17 protein-coding genes and 1 tRNA gene are annotated in these 17,518 nt (G+C 27.7%); 11 read left to right on the top strand and 7 right to left on the bottom strand.

Annotated elements, in window-relative coordinates; translation table 11 throughout:
* Nucleotides 1-152: 152 nt before the first annotated feature.
* The 5 genes from JYG23_RS10665 to JYG23_RS10645 all read left to right on the top strand — a co-directional run bounded on the left by JYG23_RS10665 (nucleotide 153) and on the right by JYG23_RS10645 (nucleotide 5,158).
* Nucleotides 153-581 (top strand): DUF1893 domain-containing protein, encoded by a 429-nt coding sequence (locus JYG23_RS10665; RefSeq protein WP_207235658.1) that lies wholly within the window; start codon nucleotides 153-155, stop codon nucleotides 579-581.
* A gap of 25 nt (nucleotides 582-606) precedes the next feature.
* Nucleotides 607-1,458, top strand: coding sequence for a 4-(cytidine 5'-diphospho)-2-C-methyl-D-erythritol kinase (ispE, locus tag JYG23_RS10660; RefSeq protein WP_207235657.1), 852 nt, complete (start codon nucleotides 607-609; stop codon nucleotides 1,456-1,458).
* Between the two features lie 212 nt (nucleotides 1,459-1,670).
* Complete coding sequence (locus JYG23_RS10655) at nucleotides 1,671-2,114, top strand: hypothetical protein (RefSeq protein ID WP_207235656.1); 444 nt, start codon at nucleotides 1,671-1,673, stop codon at nucleotides 2,112-2,114.
* Complete coding sequence (locus JYG23_RS10650; protein ID WP_242631562.1) at nucleotides 2,068-3,480, top strand: peptidoglycan-binding protein; 1,413 nt, start codon at nucleotides 2,068-2,070, stop codon at nucleotides 3,478-3,480. The genes JYG23_RS10655 and JYG23_RS10650 overlap by 47 nt, the downstream gene beginning before the upstream one ends.
* 256 nt (nucleotides 3,481-3,736) lie before the next feature.
* Complete coding sequence (locus tag JYG23_RS10645) at nucleotides 3,737-5,158, top strand: peptidoglycan-binding protein (protein WP_242631561.1); 1,422 nt, start codon at nucleotides 3,737-3,739, stop codon at nucleotides 5,156-5,158.
* Nucleotides 5,159-5,225: 67 nt separating this feature from the next.
* On the opposite strand, the gene JYG23_RS10640 is transcribed toward JYG23_RS10645, so the two are convergent.
* From JYG23_RS10640 to JYG23_RS10625, 4 genes are all read right to left on the bottom strand, one after another.
* Nucleotides 5,226-7,541, bottom strand: coding sequence for an S-layer homology domain-containing protein (locus JYG23_RS10640; protein ID WP_207235655.1), 2,316 nt, complete (start codon nucleotides 7,539-7,541; stop codon nucleotides 5,226-5,228).
* 93 nt (nucleotides 7,542-7,634) lie between these two features.
* Nucleotides 7,635-8,567, bottom strand: coding sequence for a TIGR01212 family radical SAM protein (locus tag JYG23_RS10635; protein ID WP_207235654.1), 933 nt, complete (start codon nucleotides 8,565-8,567; stop codon nucleotides 7,635-7,637).
* A gap of 122 nt (nucleotides 8,568-8,689) precedes the next feature.
* Nucleotides 8,690-9,802 carry an AI-2E family transporter gene (locus JYG23_RS10630; protein ID WP_207235653.1) on the bottom strand — a complete coding sequence of 371 codons (1,113 nt, stop codon included), beginning with the start codon at nucleotides 9,800-9,802 and terminating at the stop codon, nucleotides 8,690-8,692.
* Between the two features lie 160 nt (nucleotides 9,803-9,962).
* On the bottom strand, nucleotides 9,963-10,856 hold the full coding sequence (locus JYG23_RS10625) for a hypothetical protein (RefSeq protein ID WP_207235652.1): 894 nt from the start codon (nucleotides 10,854-10,856) through the stop codon (nucleotides 9,963-9,965).
* Nucleotides 10,857-11,069: 213 nt separating this feature from the next.
* Between JYG23_RS10625 and JYG23_RS10620 the strand changes: the two genes are divergently transcribed.
* Complete coding sequence (locus JYG23_RS10620) at nucleotides 11,070-11,297, top strand: glutaredoxin domain-containing protein (protein WP_207235651.1); 228 nt, start codon at nucleotides 11,070-11,072, stop codon at nucleotides 11,295-11,297.
* Nucleotides 11,298-11,445: 148 nt separating this feature from the next.
* Nucleotides 11,446-12,813, top strand: a complete 1,368-nt coding sequence (locus JYG23_RS10615; protein WP_207235650.1) for a sensor domain-containing diguanylate cyclase — start codon at nucleotides 11,446-11,448, stop codon at nucleotides 12,811-12,813.
* A 45-nt stretch (nucleotides 12,814-12,858) separates the two neighbouring features.
* Here JYG23_RS10615 and JYG23_RS10610 read toward each other — a convergent pair whose 3' ends face one another.
* Nucleotides 12,859-13,044, bottom strand: coding sequence for a DUF1858 domain-containing protein (locus JYG23_RS10610; RefSeq protein WP_207235649.1), 186 nt, complete (start codon nucleotides 13,042-13,044; stop codon nucleotides 12,859-12,861).
* A gap of 143 nt (nucleotides 13,045-13,187) precedes the next feature.
* On the opposite strand from JYG23_RS10610, the gene JYG23_RS10605 reads away from it, so the two are divergent.
* Together JYG23_RS10605 and JYG23_RS10600 are read left to right on the top strand one after the other, a co-directional pair.
* Nucleotides 13,188-13,964: a threonine/serine exporter family protein gene (locus JYG23_RS10605; RefSeq protein ID WP_207235648.1), complete on the top strand. Its 777-nt coding sequence runs from the start codon at nucleotides 13,188-13,190 to the stop codon at nucleotides 13,962-13,964.
* A gap of 21 nt (nucleotides 13,965-13,985) precedes the next feature.
* A complete protein-coding gene (locus tag JYG23_RS10600; RefSeq protein WP_207235647.1) occupies nucleotides 13,986-14,423 on the top strand; it encodes a threonine/serine exporter family protein in 438 nt (145 codons plus the stop codon).
* Nucleotides 14,424-14,443: 20 nt separating this feature from the next.
* Here the strand turns inward: JYG23_RS10600 and JYG23_RS10595 are convergent.
* Together JYG23_RS10595 and JYG23_RS10590 are read right to left on the bottom strand one after the other, a co-directional pair.
* A tRNA-Ser gene (locus JYG23_RS10595) sits at nucleotides 14,444-14,534 on the bottom strand.
* Between the two features lie 47 nt (nucleotides 14,535-14,581).
* Complete coding sequence (locus tag JYG23_RS10590; RefSeq protein WP_207235646.1) at nucleotides 14,582-15,691, bottom strand: HD-GYP domain-containing protein; 1,110 nt, start codon at nucleotides 15,689-15,691, stop codon at nucleotides 14,582-14,584.
* A gap of 162 nt (nucleotides 15,692-15,853) precedes the next feature.
* On the opposite strand from JYG23_RS10590, the gene dapA reads away from it, so the two are divergent.
* Complete coding sequence (dapA, locus tag JYG23_RS10585) at nucleotides 15,854-16,738, top strand: 4-hydroxy-tetrahydrodipicolinate synthase (protein ID WP_207235645.1); 885 nt, start codon at nucleotides 15,854-15,856, stop codon at nucleotides 16,736-16,738.
* Nucleotides 16,738-17,505, top strand: coding sequence for a 4-hydroxy-tetrahydrodipicolinate reductase (gene dapB / locus JYG23_RS10580; RefSeq protein WP_207235644.1), 768 nt, complete (start codon nucleotides 16,738-16,740; stop codon nucleotides 17,503-17,505). Before dapA ends, dapB begins: the two co-directional genes overlap by 1 nt.
* Nucleotides 17,506-17,518 lie beyond the last annotated feature (13 nt).

Genomic DNA, 17,518 nt, shown 5'->3' with positions numbered 1-17,518 from the left:
ATATTAAATATCAATGAATTGCCATAATTTCAAAAAATGCTTGCAAAATAGAAAATTATAGAATAATATAAAAATGCAAGTTTTGTTGAAATAAGGAGATACTAATCTAAATATTTTTAAAAAATAAATTATTTTAGTAAAAGGATAAAAGTATGAATAATAATAAATTAGCAAGAGAAACATTATATATTGAAAATAAGAAAATAGTAATTGTCAAAAATGATAGTGTAATATACAAAAGTGATGATTCAGGAATTAAGCCTCTGTTTTTTGCGTTCAGGACTTTAGGAGAGAAAATGAATGGGTGTTATTGTGCAGATAGAGTGGTTGGAAAGGCAGCAGCATGGATTTATCAAGAAGCTAAAATCAAGGAACTTTATTGCGACATAATAACTAAAAAAGCTAAGTTAATATTGGAGAATGAGGGTATTTTAGTTACTGCAATAGAGGTTATAGATTATATAAAAAATAGAGATAAAACAGATATGTGTCCTGTTGAAAAAATTGCAAAGAACGAAACAAGCTTTGAAAAGCTTATGGAAAATATTGAAGCATTTTTAATAAAAATTGGAGATATTTAAATCTTTATAGTAGTTGGAGGACGAGTTGGAGAAAGTTATTTTAAAATCTTATGCAAAAATAAATTTATTTCTTGATATTGTAAATAAAATGGAAAATGGATATCACAATATAAAAACGGTAATGCAAGAATTAGAGTTACATGATGAAATTAAAATTGAAAGCTGCAATGATAATATTATAATAAATTGTAATGATTATGATATACCATTGAATGATAAAAATACATGTTACAAAGCAGTAATGCTATTAAAGAAAAAATATAATATAAAAAATCATGCTAGAATTGATATAAATAAAGTTATTCCTACTGAAGCTGGACTTGCAGGTGGAAGTAGCAATGCAGCCTGTGTGATAAAAGGATTAAACAAACTCTGGAACTTAAACATGAGTTTGCAAGATATGTGTGATATTGGAATACAAATTGGTGCTGATGTTCCATTTTGTATTGTTGGAGGGACATGTTTATGCGAAGGTATAGGTGAAAAGATAACAGAGCTAGCGCCTTTTAAATGGAAATATATAGTTATTGTAAAGCCTGATTTCAGCATATCAACACCACTTGCATATAAAAATGTAAGGTGTGACAATTATAATATGTATAGTGATAATAAAATTTTAGAGTATATTGAAAAAGAAGATTATTTAAATACGTGCAATTCTGTTGCAAACACCTTAGAGTTTGTGTCTATAAAGTTGTTTCCTGAAATTATTACAATAAAAGACGCACTAAATAAATATGGAGCAGTTTCTTCATTGATGACTGGAAGCGGTTCAAGTGTTTATGCATTTTATAATAGTAGTGATGATGCTATAAATGCTTCTAATGAATTGTCTAAAAAGTATAAAAAAGTTTTTTTAACAAAAACTATAAAATAGGGGTTTAATTGCGGTTGTTTTAATTATTTTAGTCATTCCATTTCTAAATTATGCATATAATTACTTAAGTAAACTAATAAACATACTACATTTTATTTTATATAAATATTATATGAAATCAAATGTAAAAATCAAATCATAGTACCAATTAATTTTTGTGATTGAAGTTCTTAGATTTTTTAAGTTTTATTATCTTTATAAGGAGGAATTTAATGAGTTATGCTAACTTTCAAGAAATGTTGGAAATATATTTAACTGAAAATCCCAAAACTGGATATATCACATTTCAGGTATACCATGATTCACCGATTTATGGCATACAGCCAGTTACTAATGCAAAAGTAACTGTTAGTAAATTAATAGGGGATGAATATTATGTTTCTAAAGTTTTAACGACTGATATCGATGGAAAAACAGATCCTTTACCTTTACCAACAGTTAGTGGCAAACTTTCAACAACACCTGGAAACCCCAAGATATATTCGGAATACAATGCTTGTATTGAAGCACCAAATTTTTTTTCAAAAGATGTGTTTGATATAAGTGTATTTGAGAATATTACATCTATGCAGTCAATCAATTTATTACCTAATACGATGGAAAATACAAATGCAAATAATAAACGAGATCAACAAAGCTTATGTGGAATGTGGTGAAGAAATGGTTATAATTAGTCGCCCTGATGTTCCGTTTATTCCAGAAAATGTAACAGTTCATCTAGGAAAGCCAGATGAACCTGCTGAAAATGTGACTGTTTCGTTTCCAGCTTATATTAAAAATGTTGCATCTAGTGAAATTTATCCTACTTGGCCTGAAAGTGCAATTAGAGCAAATATTTATGCTCAAATAACTTTCGCATTAAACAGAATTTTTACAGAACGCTATAGAAACCTCGGATATGATTTTGACATTACAAATTCAACACAATTTGATCAATCTTTTGTGCCTGGAAGAGATATTTTTGAAAATATATCTGAAGTTGTTGATGAAATTTTTAATAGTTATATTGTACGCCAAGGTAAAATAGAACCAATTGCTGCTTCTTATTGCGATGGAGTGAATGTTGATTGTGACGGCTTATTACAGTGGGAGACAGTAACTCTAGCAGAAGATGGTTACTCTCCATATGACATTTTAAAATATTACTATGGTGAAGATATAGACCTTGTTACGGATGTTCCTGTTAATGCAAATTTTGAATCTTATCCTTTATATCCATTACGATTAGGTAGTTTTGGGAGAGATGTTTTCATCATACAACAAGAATTAAACAGAATTAGAGAAAATTATCCAGCAATTCCTAAAATAGAAAATCCTGATGGAATTTTTAGAAAAGACACAGAGGATGCAGTAAAAGCTTTTCAAAAAGCATTTGACTTAACGCAGGATGGAGTTATTGGGAGTGCAACATGGTATAAAATAAAATATATATATAATGCTGTGAAAGGGTTAGGTGAACTTATTTCAGAGGGTATTGAGCCTGAAGAAATAGAAAGTCCTTTCGTTATTTCTTGGCAAGAAGGTGATTCTGGCATTTGGGTTAGATTAATACAATACTATGTACGTGCGATTGCATGTTATTACGGAGATATCCCAATGATAGAATTGACAAGTTACTTTGGACCAGAAACTACAGAAGCCGTCAAGGCACTTCAAACAAAATTTGATATAATTATAGACGGTGTAGTTGGTATACAAACATGGGCAGTACTAGACAAAATTTATAGAAAAATTTATTCAGAAATATCAGAAGGTTGTTTTAAGAACAAAACTATCTACCCAGGATATTTACTATCAAAAGGCATGGGGGATAAAAATGTGACGTTGATGCAAACTTATTTAGAAAAAATTTATCAATACTATCCGTTTATACCTAAAGTAAGTGTTACAGGTATATTTGATGAACAAACTGAAGCTGCGGCTAGAGCGATACAAAGAGAATATTTAGGAATAGATACAGGGCTTATTGGACCTGCTACATGGAGTAAAATAGCAGAACTATATGAAAATTTAGAAGTGTAAAAATTAAGTTGCTGTTTCATTTAGAAATTAGTGTAGCAGTCTTTTTTTATCTTCTATTTTATATGTATTTCATTAATCTTTGCATTTATTTTAATTATTTAAGTCATTCCATTTCAAAATTATGCATATAATAACTTAGGCAAACTGATAGACATAAGTTATAATGACCATGTTGAAAGACCAAATATATCTAATATAAGTGTGTTTGAGAATATTACATCTATGTAGATAATCAACTTATTACTTAGTACAATAGATGATATTAATACGATTCATAAACAAGATCCAAAAATATTATGTTAAGAGTGGTGATAAAATGGTTATAATTAGTCGACCTGACGTTCCGTTTATTCCAGAAAGTATATCAGTTCACCTAGGAAAACCCGATGAACCTGCTGAAAATGTGATTGTTTCCTTTCCAGAGTATATTAAAAATGTTGCATCTAGTGAAATTTATCCTACCTGGCCTGAAAGTGCAGTTAGGGCAAATATTTATGCTCAAATAACTTTTGCATTAAACAGAATCTTTACAGAACAATATCGTATTCGCGGATATGATTTTGACATAACAAATTCAACACAATTTGACCAATCTTTTGTGCCAGGAAGAGATATTTTTGAAAATATATCTAAAATTGTTGATGAAATTTTTAATAGTTATATTGTACGACAGGGTAAAATAGAACCAATTGCTGCTTCTTATTGCGATGGAGTGAATGTAACTTGTGACGGCTTATTACAGTGGGAGACAGTAACTCTAGCAGAAAGTGGTTACTCACCATATGATATTTTAAAATATTACTATGGTGAAGATATTGATATTGTTACAGACGTTCCTATAAATGCCAATTTTGAATCTTACCCATTATATCCATTGCGATTAGGTAGCTTTGGGCGAGATGTTTTCATTATGCAACGGGAATTAAACAGAATTAGAGAAAATTATCCAGCGATTCCCAAAATAGAAAATCCTGATGGAATTTTTAGAAAGGATACAGAGGATGCAGTAAAAGCTTTTCAAAAGGCATTTAACTTAACACAGGATGGAATTATAGGAAGTGCAACATGGTATAAAATAAAATATATATATAATGCCGTGAAAGGAGTAAGTGAACTTATATCGGAGGGTATTGAGCCTGAAGAAATAGAAAGTTCTTTCGCTATTTCTTGGCAAGAAGGTGATTCTGGCATTTGGGTAAGATTAATACAATATTATGTACGTGCAATAGCATGTTACTACGGTGATATTCCATTGATAGAATTGACAAGTTACTTTGGACCAGAAACTACAGAAGCTGTAAAAGCAATTGAAAAAAAATTTAATATAATTGTAGATGGTGTAGTTGGTATACAGACATTGGCAACATTAGATAAAACTTATAAAAAAATTTATTCTGAAATACCAGAAGGGTGTTTTAAAAACAAAACTATTTATCCAGGATATTTACTATCAAAAGGCATGGGAGATAAAAGTGTGACGTTAATGCAAACTTACTTAGAAAAAATTTCCCAATACTATCCTTCTATACCTAAAGTAACTGTAACAGGTATATTTGATGAACAAACCGAAGAAGCTGTTAGAGCTATACAAAGAGAATATTTAGGAATAGATACAGGGCTTATTGGACCTGCTACATGGGGTCAAATAGCACAACTCTATGAAAATTTGGAAGTTTAAAATAAAGGGGCTGTTGCACTGCGATTTCTGATCACTAATGCAACAGCCATTTTTTAAAGTTGTTTTATTAATTATAAATAACTATTACATTAACAACACCATTATATTTGTTATCGGTTACATAAAATTGTACTGTTGAATTTATTTTAACATCACTTAAGGATGCGTTTTTAAAAGATATATATTCTCCTAATGCATCTTGAGAACAAATGTATACCATTACATTATCAGAATATTCAACTAAAGAAATTCCATCTATCTGTAACTGATTTTTGTAAATAGCAGTTACTTTACTTTTTGTTATTTCAGGTTTATATGCTTCAATTTCCGTAACTACACTGTTTATAACTTTAAATCTCACAAACTGGTTCTTATAACTGTTTATACTGTCATTTAAGTCTTTATGAATATTGAAAGACAATGAGTAATTATAAAGACCTAATGTTGAATTGTTGTTACTTATACTATCTATTGCACCATAAACTTGGCCTGTATATGTTGTAACGATTGGTTTTTCAACGGGAATTTCTTTGTCAACTTCAGTTATAACATTTTTATTTAGTATAAGCATTTGAATTACATTGTTTTTTAATACAGCTCTGCCTTCTAAATGGTTACCTAAATTTTCAAGATTGATTTGTCTAAATGGTTCACCATAAATCATAATTGTTGATAAAGAATTAATTTTATATCCTACGCTTGAAACTGTATTTACTTTTGGGTTATACTCACCAACAATATTAACGCTAGATTCTTTTTTTACAACTTTAATAGTTGATGTATTAAGTAAATCATATCTTATGAAATCATTTTTAGAAATACTTGTATTATAAATATATGAATTATTATTGCTTGCCTTTATTACGACACCGCTATTTTCTTTAAGTGTATAGGTTTTAGTAGTTCCATCATGTTTTAATATATTTACTGTTGGCAAGGCATTTGTACCTTGATTGACTCCCAAAACCAATGCATATTTTTTAGGCTCTTGAACATACCTCATAACTTCAAGTTGCAAGATTGAATTATCTTTATCTAGTATGGCTTTAACTGAATCGCCAATAGAGGGCTGTTCTTTTATATTGGCATTAGCGTTTAATTTATATTTAATATCACCAATATTGTAATATTCATCGTACCCTTTATATTCAGTACCATTAAATATATTAGTTATGTTATTCCTAATAACCTCCATACTTACTGTGCTTTTATTATAGTTAGATTCCTTAGTTTCATAAAAGTAAACTACATCGTTAGTTTTAATGTCATATAAATTATCTGCTGCTCCAGTAACTCTTATATTTTCAAATAAAATTTTGTTATCTTTTTTAGGAAGATACTTTCCAGCAAAAATGTCTTCACTATTCTTGTATAATTCGTTGTTACTGATTATTTTGATATCAGTAGGTTTTTCTATAACAGCTGCAACTATTTCTGATGAATCAGAAATCAAAAATCGTGCATTTGAATTTTTTAAATCCTCATTATTTACATAGCTTTTAATATTATTATAAACTATTGGAACATCATTCAAATTATAAAGTTTAGAATTTCCATATTTATCGCTTAAAAAAATTAAATTTGATGGTAATGATGATTTGATATATCCTGTGATAGTTGTGTATACTGGATTGTTTATCAAAACTATGTTGTCATTATTATCATAATATATATCAAATATATTCATCAAATATTTAGCTAAATAAATTTCTGAATGTTCCAATACGTAAGTATCAGTTATTTGTCTAGTTTCTTTTCTACCTAAATTATTTAACAGTAGCTTACTATTATATATGATATTACTATTTTTTATATTTACAGTATGGCAATTCAAAGAGTTATATACTAAAAAGGACATACTTTCTCTTGTCATATATTTGCTTGGATTAGAAATATTTTCTAATAGATTTAATTTTTTTGCTAAATTAAGATAATTATCAGGATAATTATTTCCAACAACTTCGTCATTGTATCCTAGTACCCTTATAATTATAGTTACAGCTTCTTCAAAAGTAACATATTGATTTGGTTTAAAAGTATTATCTTCATAACCTTTAACAATACCAAGTACATTTGTTATTTCAACATATCTTTCTGCCCAGTGACCTTGCATATCTGAGAAATTTGATGTCATGCCAAAAGAGATATTTTCGTAACCAGTTAACATGACTGCTATTTTAGCAGCTTCAGCACGAGTAATGCAATTACCTGGTCTAAATGTACCATCAGTGTAACCATTTAAAATTTTATATGAAGATAGTATGTTTAACATTTCAGAATAGTCTTTATTATTAATATCACTAAAATCTATTGAGTATGCTTTACTACTAAATGTTAATAGTAATAAAACAATAAGTAATGTAGTGATAACCAGTTTTTTCATAATTTCACCCAAATCTATATAATTTTATATATCTATAAGTAAATTATAATATAGATATAAAGATTTATTGTTACATTAGAATTACAAATTATATTATTTTTGTTCTTGGTTAAATTTCAATCCTTGGTAACTGTTTCTTTTTCTAAGCTCAATGTCTATTGCAGATAGGACTTTTAATTTATGCAAACTCCATTCAGGAGCTATTAATTCACTTCGTTTCCCATCGCCTGTAAGCCTATGTATAACTACATCTTGAGGCATTATTTCAATACAGTCACACACAAGATTAATATATTCTTCTTGTGTATATAATTTCATGTTATTTTCATAATAATAATTAGCTAAATCAGTATTTTTTAAAACGTGCAGTAGATGAAGCTTAATACCCCATATACCTTTGGTACATACGTATTGTACACTTTCCAAAATATCATGATTACTTTCATTGGGTAAACCTAAAATTAAATGTACAACAACTCTTATATTGTACTTCTTTAACATACTTATAGCATTGTTAAATACATCCAAGTCATATCCCCTTCTGATAAAATCTGAGGAATTTTTGTGGATAGTTTGCAAACCGAGTTCAACCCATAGATAAGTTCTATCATTATAACTTGATAAAAGCTTAGCAATGTTTTCATTTATACAATCAGGTCTGGTTGCTATGGCTAACCCCTTTATATTAGGACAATTTAGTGCCTGAGTATATTTTTTTTCTAGATTAATAACACTATCATATGTATTGGTAAAGCTTTGGAAGTATGCTATATACGTGTTCGACTTCCATTTATTACTTAGAAACTTTATCTGTTCGTTGATTTGATTGTTAATAGAGTTATCAACATTTCCTGCAAAATCACCGGAGCCTTTTTCACTGCAAAAAATACAACCACAGGTATTAATTGAACCGTCTCTATTAGGACAAGTAAAACCCCCATTTATTGATAATTTTATAGCTTTTTCGCCAAAATATTTTTTTAATTCAAAATCTAAAGTATGATAATTTTTACAATTCCAATCCATCGGTTCACCTACTTATAAATAAATTGTGGATAACTTTTTCTGCGTTATCCACAATAAATGCCATGTTTTTACGGGTTATCAACAAAGTTATAAACAATTGTGCACAAAATGCGGTTTTTTCACTATTTTTTTTGATGAGGCAATGTTATTTCTTTGTCCTTAAGTTTTAGAGTAATGTATCCTTCTAAAATAGTTTTTACTAATGCTGCAATAGGGGTTGCTAGAAACATTCCTATAGGTCCAAATAATCCTCCACCAATAATTATAGATATAATAATCCAAACTGGTTTAAGTTCAAGTTTTATGCCTAAAATTTTAGGTCCTAAGAACCAACCATCAAATTGCTGTAGAATAATTATAAAAATAATCATCCAAAATCCTTTGATAGGATCAAATAATAATGTTATTATGACTGCTGGTATACCACCAATGAAAGGACCAAAGTAAGGTATCATATTTGTTATACCGAGCATTACGCTTATAAGCAATGGGTAATGTGCTTTAATTAGGTATGCAGAAACAATATATGCAATTGCACCTATTATAAGCGAATCTATAAGCTTGCCTGCAATAAAATTTGTTACGTTACTGTAAAAATTATAGCCTAAATGTACAATTTCATCTGCATTTTTTTTCTCGAATAAGCTATGACACGTTCTATAAAATAAATTTTCAAAATATTCTTTATCATAAAGTATATATATAGATATAAATAATGATAATAATATATTCCATGTTGTAGATATAATTGATATAGCACTTATTATTGCTGTGTTAAGCATTGATGAGGCAAAGTTATAAAGCTTTTGCGATACAGTTAATACTGTTTGTTCAAACCATTTATTTATATCAGTATTGCCATCAATAAAAGAATTGTTCGCAAAATCAATGATATATTCACTAAATTGCTTCAATAAATCCGGAAAGTCTGATAAAAAGTCTGCTATGCTACTTGTTATACCAGGAACAATCATAGTAATTAATAATAATATAATTACTAAAAAAATCAAATATGTAAGTGCAATCGCAATACCTCTTGATTTTATTTTTAGTTTTGTTTGCGTAAAATTCAGCAGTGGATTTAAAACAATAGCAAAAAAAACACCTGTAAATATTGGAATGCATATTTTCATAAATGAACTAAATCCGTTATTGTTATATATAAACTTGAATATTAAAACAAACAATATAAATATAGGTACCATTTTTAAGTAATTCTTTTTAATTTTAATCATCCTTTCATTGCTATAATATATAGTTTAATTATAGTTAATATATATAAATATAGCAAACAATTATTATTATTATAACAATAAATATTGCAAATATTAAAAAAAATATACATAGAAAAAAAGCACTTATAAAAAGTGCTTTTAAAATATAAAGGAGTGTATTCTATACAATAAAAAAACCTTGTCTACATGTATCAGGACATTGTGTATATGTAGAGTTATTTACTCCGTTTGAATTTATGCTATTGATAAGGTTATCTCCGATTTTTACAGTGCTTTCATCTTTGTATTTGCTTTTAGACATAACTTTAAAACCAATTTTTTTGCATTCACCTTGATTAACAATGTCAAAGAACCACTTTAATATTGTTCTGTTGTTTGAAAGATATAAGTTTTTTGGTTCTATATTTGTGGTACCAGTTAAATAATCAAACCCACTATCTAGTGAACACTTCAAGTATACCTTCCTAATTGAGTCATATTGTCCTGCCTTGCAATTAATATATATTTTAGACTTTTCATTTATTTTAAGTTTATCAGTATCAGAATTCACTTCAATTAAATAATCCATTGCTTCAGTGCTAATGTTATCAGAATAAATATTTCCGTCGTTTAGTAAATAAGTGTTAATATTTAAAGTTGTTTTGTGAGATATTTTTGCGCCTGAATTTTCTATAGAGCTAGATGTATAGTTGTTATTAATGGCTATATCAAATGTTATTATATTTTCTGAAAGAGGTGATAGTTTGAAATTATTAGCAAAAACAATAAGATTATCATTACCTACTTTTAAGTTTGGTTCAACAAATTTTAAAAAATTAATTATATCATAATCTGGTCCATTAACACTTAAATTATTTAGATATGTAATTCCGTTTGCAAACGTAGAGTTAAAAGAGCATATTTTAAAATATTCACTATTATTTTTTATTGATATTTTAATATTATATATCCATGAAGGTAAAAATGAAGTTTTTTTAAGTCCTGCACCTTTTAATACTTTTTTTGGAAATGTAATTTTTACTGTACAATCTTTCATTAAATCAAGTCCTTTCATTAAAATAAAAATACAAACATATATATGCATAATATTCTAATGAAAACAATATGTGCATGAATTAAAATAATAGCATTGAATAAAGTAATAAAATATAGTAATATAGTATAATAAATGTTAATATATGAAAAAAAATATATATTAAGAAAAAAACTATACAAATAATAATTAGAAATTAAGAAAAAATAATCAAAATAGAACAAGGAGAAAATTATGAAGAAAGTAAAAATTTACACAAGTAATACTTGACCGCATTGTCATACTGCTAAGGACTATTTGGCAGAAAAAGAAGTTGAATTTGAAGAAAAAAATGTTTCAACTGATATGAATTCAAGAAAAGAACTTATGTCATTAGGGTTTATGGGAGTTCCTATTATATATGTTGATGATGAAGTAGTAGAAGGTTTTGACAGAGATAAATTAGAAACTTTATTAGGGTAATTAGGGGGCTATTGTAAACTAGATTGTTTGCAATAGCTTTTTAATTATAAAATATAAATTTTATTATAAATTAATATTATTATTTGAAATTATTGTAAATTATATAATTATGTTAAAATTATACAAATGTAAATATTAGGAGTTAAGCATGAATAATAAAACTTTAGTTATAACGGGTGAAGATTTTAAAACCTTTAATAATTTAATACTTGCTCCAATTATAATTTTTAATAAAGAGAAAATTTTGTTTGCAAATAAAATTTTTATTAGCACATATAGTTGTTTTAAAAATATATCTGAACTGTATATTGATGAATTATTTAATGATGAAATTTTAATGGAGCAGATTAAAAATTTATTTGATAAAAATAAAAACTTTAGTAAAAATGAAGTTTCTATAAGAAATAATAAGGGAAAATTGTTATATGCTAATGTTTTAATTAAGCCTGTAATTTTTAATGATAAAAATTGTTTGCTTATGCAATTTGCAGATGTAACAGAAAATGTAATAACTAAAAACCAACTAATATCAATGACAAATGTAAGAAATTTAATGCTTAAAATTACGGAAAACATAGTTAAATTTAATGATATTAATGATATATATAATTTGACGCTTGAAACAGCATTAAAGACATTTAACAATAATTGTATTGGTACAATTATGATAAAGAAAGATAGTGAGTTTGAAGTTGTTGCTCATATTGGTTATGAAGAAAAAATAAAAAAATTTTCTATAAAACAAGAAGAAACTTTTTTGTACAGATCAACAAATGGTAAAATGAATGATGTTAAAAATATTAGTGATTTATCAAAGATAGTCGATTTTTATCCTATAGAAACATGCTATGGTAGAAAACAATATATCAAGTCTAGCTTGATTTCACCTATAATCATAAAGGATAATATTTATGGTATGATTTGTATAGATTCTGTTAAAATCAATTCTTTTGATAAAGATGATGTAAGATTGATGAAATTTTTAAAATCAAGTATTGAAATTGCGATATCAAATTATTTATTATACAGTGATCAAATTTTTTATGCTAATCATGATTATTTAACTAAATTGTATAATAGAATGTTTCTTGAAAAACAATTTAATGTTTTAAAAAGCAATGCAGTTTTATATAATAAAACGTTGAATTTAGTTTTAATTGATGTTAATCACTTAAAAATAATAAATGACAAATATGGGCACCTTTGTGGAGATAATGTTTTAAAGCATGTGGCAGACAAATTTTTTAGCATTTCAGATAAAAATGATGTAGTAGCTAGGATAGGCGGAGATGAATTTGTAAGCGTTTATTATGATAAGTCAATAAACAATATTAAAGATAGTTTAGATAACATATTAAGTGAAATGAAAGAAGAGTATATATCTATGTCTAATTGCAGTATAACTTGTTCGTTTTGCTATGGTATAGCAACATTTAGAGATGATGGAATGGAATTTAAGGAATTATTAAAAAGAGCCGACATAGAAATGTATAAGGCTAAAGTTATGTTAAAATAAAAGAGCTTATAACAATATATTAAAAGCTCTTTTTATTTTATATAATTATTTATTTAATGCTTCAATCATATTATCAACATTAACGCCATGAACCATTGCTGCTTCTTCCAATGATTCCATTTGTGCACTTGGGCAACCTACGCAACCAAGACCAAAAGACATTAAAATTTCCACGGCATTTGGATTTTCTTGTATAACTTCACCAATAAGTGAATCTTTTGTTACTGCCATTTTAAATCCTCCTAAATTATAATTAGACATAAACATGCCTATAAAAATTATATATGTTTTAAAATAATAAATCAATATTAATATTGCCTAATAAGTATAAAATATAAGTTAAATAGGAAAAAAGTTTGTAGAGGTGAATAATTATGTCAACAGTAAATATTGATAAACTGTTAAAAGTTTTGAAATTAATGACTCAAATTATGATGGAAAGTGGTGCGGAGGCTTATAGGGTAGAAAATACACTTGATATAATAGGAAAAGCGTTTAATGAATTTGAAATAGATTCTAGTGTTACACCAACTGGTGCACATATAACTATAGCTACTGAAAATGATGGCGAAAGAACAATTATTAGAAGAATAAAAAATAGATCTATCAATTTATACAAATTAAATGAAGTCAATACTATTTCAAGAATGATAACAAATAGGGAAATAAATTTAGATGAAGCATTGATAAAATTAAAGGAGTTGAAAAGCGAGGTAAATATAAGGAAAGGTAAATTTTACAGAACTTATGAAGGTATAGCAGCAGCATTTTTTACATTGTTATTCAAAGGCGGGCCAATAGAATTTATATTAGCATTTTTATCAGGGCTTATTGTTCAGTTTATTTCAACGAAACTTGGAAGTACTGATGCTCATAAATTTTTTGTTGGATTCTTTGGTTCAGCAATTATATCGGTATTTGCAATTATAGCTACTTCTATAATTGGCAAAGGAGATTATAATATTATTATAATAGGTGGAATAATGCCATTGTTGCCAGGACTTGCGATGACCAATGCAATTAGAGATACTATGAGTGGTGATTTGTTATCTGGTGTTGTTAGAGGAACAGAAGCTATTTTAGTTGCAACTGCATTAGGTGCAGGAGCTGGTATTGTATTATCACTTTCGTTTTCAATTGGAATTATATAATATAAGAAGAGGTATATAAAAATGTTAGACTTATTTTTAGATTTAATATATTGTTTTATAGCGACTTGGTTTTTTGCATTAGTTATGCAAGCACCAAGAAAAAGCTTAGTTTTTTCTGCTTTGATAGCAGACATAGGTTATTTAATATACATTATATGTGTAAATAATAATTATGAGTTATTTGGTTTTTTTCTAGGAACACTTGTAATATCTTTGTTAGGAGAAATTTGTGCTAGAAAAATTAAGATGCCTGCAACAATTTTTATTTTTCCAGCAGTTGTTCCTATAGTGCCTGGAATAGGTTTGTATGAGACAATGCTTAAGTTTGTTCAAAACGATATAGATCAGGCAATATATTTGGGAATAAGAACAATATTCAATATTGGTGCTATGGCAATAGCAATTGCATTGGTAAGTTTATTGTTAACAAAACTTCATAAAAAAGTAGAAAAAAAATAACGCTTATGCGCTAAAAAAATTGGCGGACAGGAAAGGATTCGAACCTTCGCGACACAATTGTATCCTACAAGCTTTCCAAGCATGCCTCTTCAACCACTTGAGTACCTGTCCAGTAATTATGTTATTATATCAAAGTTTTATAAAAAAGCAAATAGTTTTTATTGTGAATAGCTAAAACCAGGGTTTTCATATCCCATGCTAACTATAGTAATATTCATATGATCTAGATCATATGATAAATTTATGTTTTTGCTAGTTGTTCCATCAGCATATATAATTCTTATAATTGGTCTAAGAGGATTTACCTGAAGATTTTTAACAACTATAGCTATTTGTCCATTGCTTAAGGATACAAATGTACCAACAGGGTAAGCTGCAATATTTTTCAAGAAAGCCTTCAATATATTATAATCAAAATGTACATCTGCACAGCCCATAACATACTCTATTGCTTCATTAGGGAAGCAAGCTCTTCGATATGACCTAGTGGATGTTAATGCGTCGTAAACGTCTGCAATAGCAAGAATTTTGCCGTATAAAGGTATCTCATCACCCTTTAATCCGTAAGGATAGCCTGTACCATCAAACTTTTCATGGTGAGTTAATATTCCATCTAGTACTGCTTGAGATACAAAAGAGAGTTTCTTTAATTTCTCTACTGCAATAATTGGGTGTTGTTTTACAGTATCATATTCTTGCGGAGATAATAAATCTGGTTTATTAATAATTTCTATTGGTATAGTCATTTTACCTATATCGTGTAAAAGTGCACATATGCCTATTTCTGTTAACATATGTTCGTTTAGTTGCAAACTAATACCAGTTGTTATGCTTAAAATTGCAACACATAGTGAGTGTCTGTATGTGTAATCATCATAGTTCTTTAAATCTATAAGATTAATTAATATTTCGTCATTCGATAAAATATCAAGAACTAAACTCTTTGCAATTTTTGATATATTATCAACTATATGTGTATTTACTTCCCCTCTATTTTTTTTAAATAGATTAAAATTTTTCTTTATGTCACGCAAAACGGTGATTTTTAACTTCTCGCTTATAATATCATTTACAATAATATCCTTTGCAATATCATTATCTATATAAACACCTGCAATGTTATGAAATTTAATCTTTTTAATAAAAAGATCATTAAGAACTTGTCCTTTTCTCAAAAGAGGCAAACTGAACTGATCAGTAATAGTCAAATTTATGTCTCTTGCAATTATCATATTTGGTTTTAATAGTTCAGTAGGTATAAATAACATAGTTACACTCCTATAAATTTAATTGCACCTACAATAAATTATATATTATTTAAACTTTATATGCAATATTATTTTAAACATATTGTTTTTTTTTGGCAAAATATAATTTTATTTTTATTTGTGAATACAATGTAGTATAAGACTATTCAAGGGGGTAAGTTTATGAGTTTATTTACAGGAGCAGCAACTGCTTTGGTGACACCTTTTAAAAATGGGGCTATAAACTATGATAAATTAGATGGCCTAATAGAGTGGCAAATTAGGAAACATATTGATGCATTGGTTATAGCAGGTACTACAGGAGAGGCATCTACTCTTTCAGAAGAAGAACATAAAGATTTAATAAAACACTCAGTGAAAAGAATAAATAATAGAATACCAGTAATTGTTGGTACAGGTAGCAATAATACTAATCATTGCTTAAAAATGAGTAGGTATGCTGAAGAAAATAATGCAGATGCATTATTAATTGTTACACCATATTACAACAAAACAACACAGGTTGGTGCTGTAAAACATTATACATATATAGCGGACAGGATTAATATACCAATAATTATATATAATGTTCCTTCAAGAACTGGTTTTCATATTAGTGCAGAATCAGTTGTTGAACTATCACATCACAAAAACATAGCTGGAATAAAAGAGGCAAGTGGAAATATATCATACGTTGCAGATATAGCAAGTAAGGTAGATGATGATTTTTTAATTTATTCAGGAAATGATGACGTGATTGTTCCAGTACTTTCATTGGGGGGGAAAGGCGTTATTTCTGTAGTATCTAATATATTTCCTTTTGAAACACATAATATTGTAAAAACATATTTAGAAGGTAATATAAATGAATCTAAACGTATACAACTAGAACTTTTAAATTTTATAAATGTTTTATTTGTTGAAACTAATCCTATTCCTGTTAAAACCTGTTTAAATCTACTTGGTAAAGATGTTGGTGAGCTTAGATTGCCGTTGTGCGATATGAGTATAAAAAATATTGAGATACTAAAGAAAGAAATGAAAAAAATAGGGTTGGGTTATCTGTAGTGAATATAAGTGTTATATTGTCTGGATGCACAGGAACAATGGGTCAAGAACTGGTGAATTATATTAAAACTATATCTGATATTAATATTGTAGCTGGAGTATGTAGAAACAAAAGTAAGTATAGTAATAGTAGCTTTCCTTTATATGATAATTTTTTAAGTATTAAGGAAAAAGCTAATGTTATAATTGATTTTTCAAACAGATGTCTAATAGATGATATATTAAATTATGGTATTAAAAACAAAATAGGTCTAGTTCTTGCTACAACAGGATATAGCATGGAAGAGGAAGAAAAAATATTTGAGTTTTCAAAAAAGATACCTGTGTTTAGGAGTTCAAACCTATCTGTTGGTGTAAGCTTAACTCTAAATATTTTAGAATATGCTGTGAAGTTACTATCAAGTAACTATGATATAGAAATTATAGAAAGTCACGGTAATAAGAAAGTAGATGCTCCGAGCGGAACTGCAAAAATGATTAAGAAGGTTATAGAAAATAATATTAATTACAACCCTAATTATATCTATAACAGAAATGTTATTGCTACTAGAAAAAATAGTGATATTGGTATACACAGTATTAGGGCAGGCAATATGTTAGGAAATCATTTGGCTATATTTGCAGGAGAAGGAGATGTAATTAAGGTTGAGCATATAACCTTATCAAAAAAAATATTTGCTGAAGGTGCTATAAGTGCTGTAAGACTAATACAAGGTAAACATAATGGTTACTTTATTGTAGATGACTTATTAGATAGGAGTATTTAAAGAGGTGAAGGGT

It is taken from the genome of Sedimentibacter sp. zth1 (assembly GCF_017352195.1).
In the GTDB taxonomy this organism is placed as follows: Bacteria; Bacillota; Clostridia; order Tissierellales; family Sedimentibacteraceae; genus UBA1535.
Note: the sequence above shows the minus strand (reverse complement) of the source record. Positions and strands in the feature narration are given on the sequence as shown.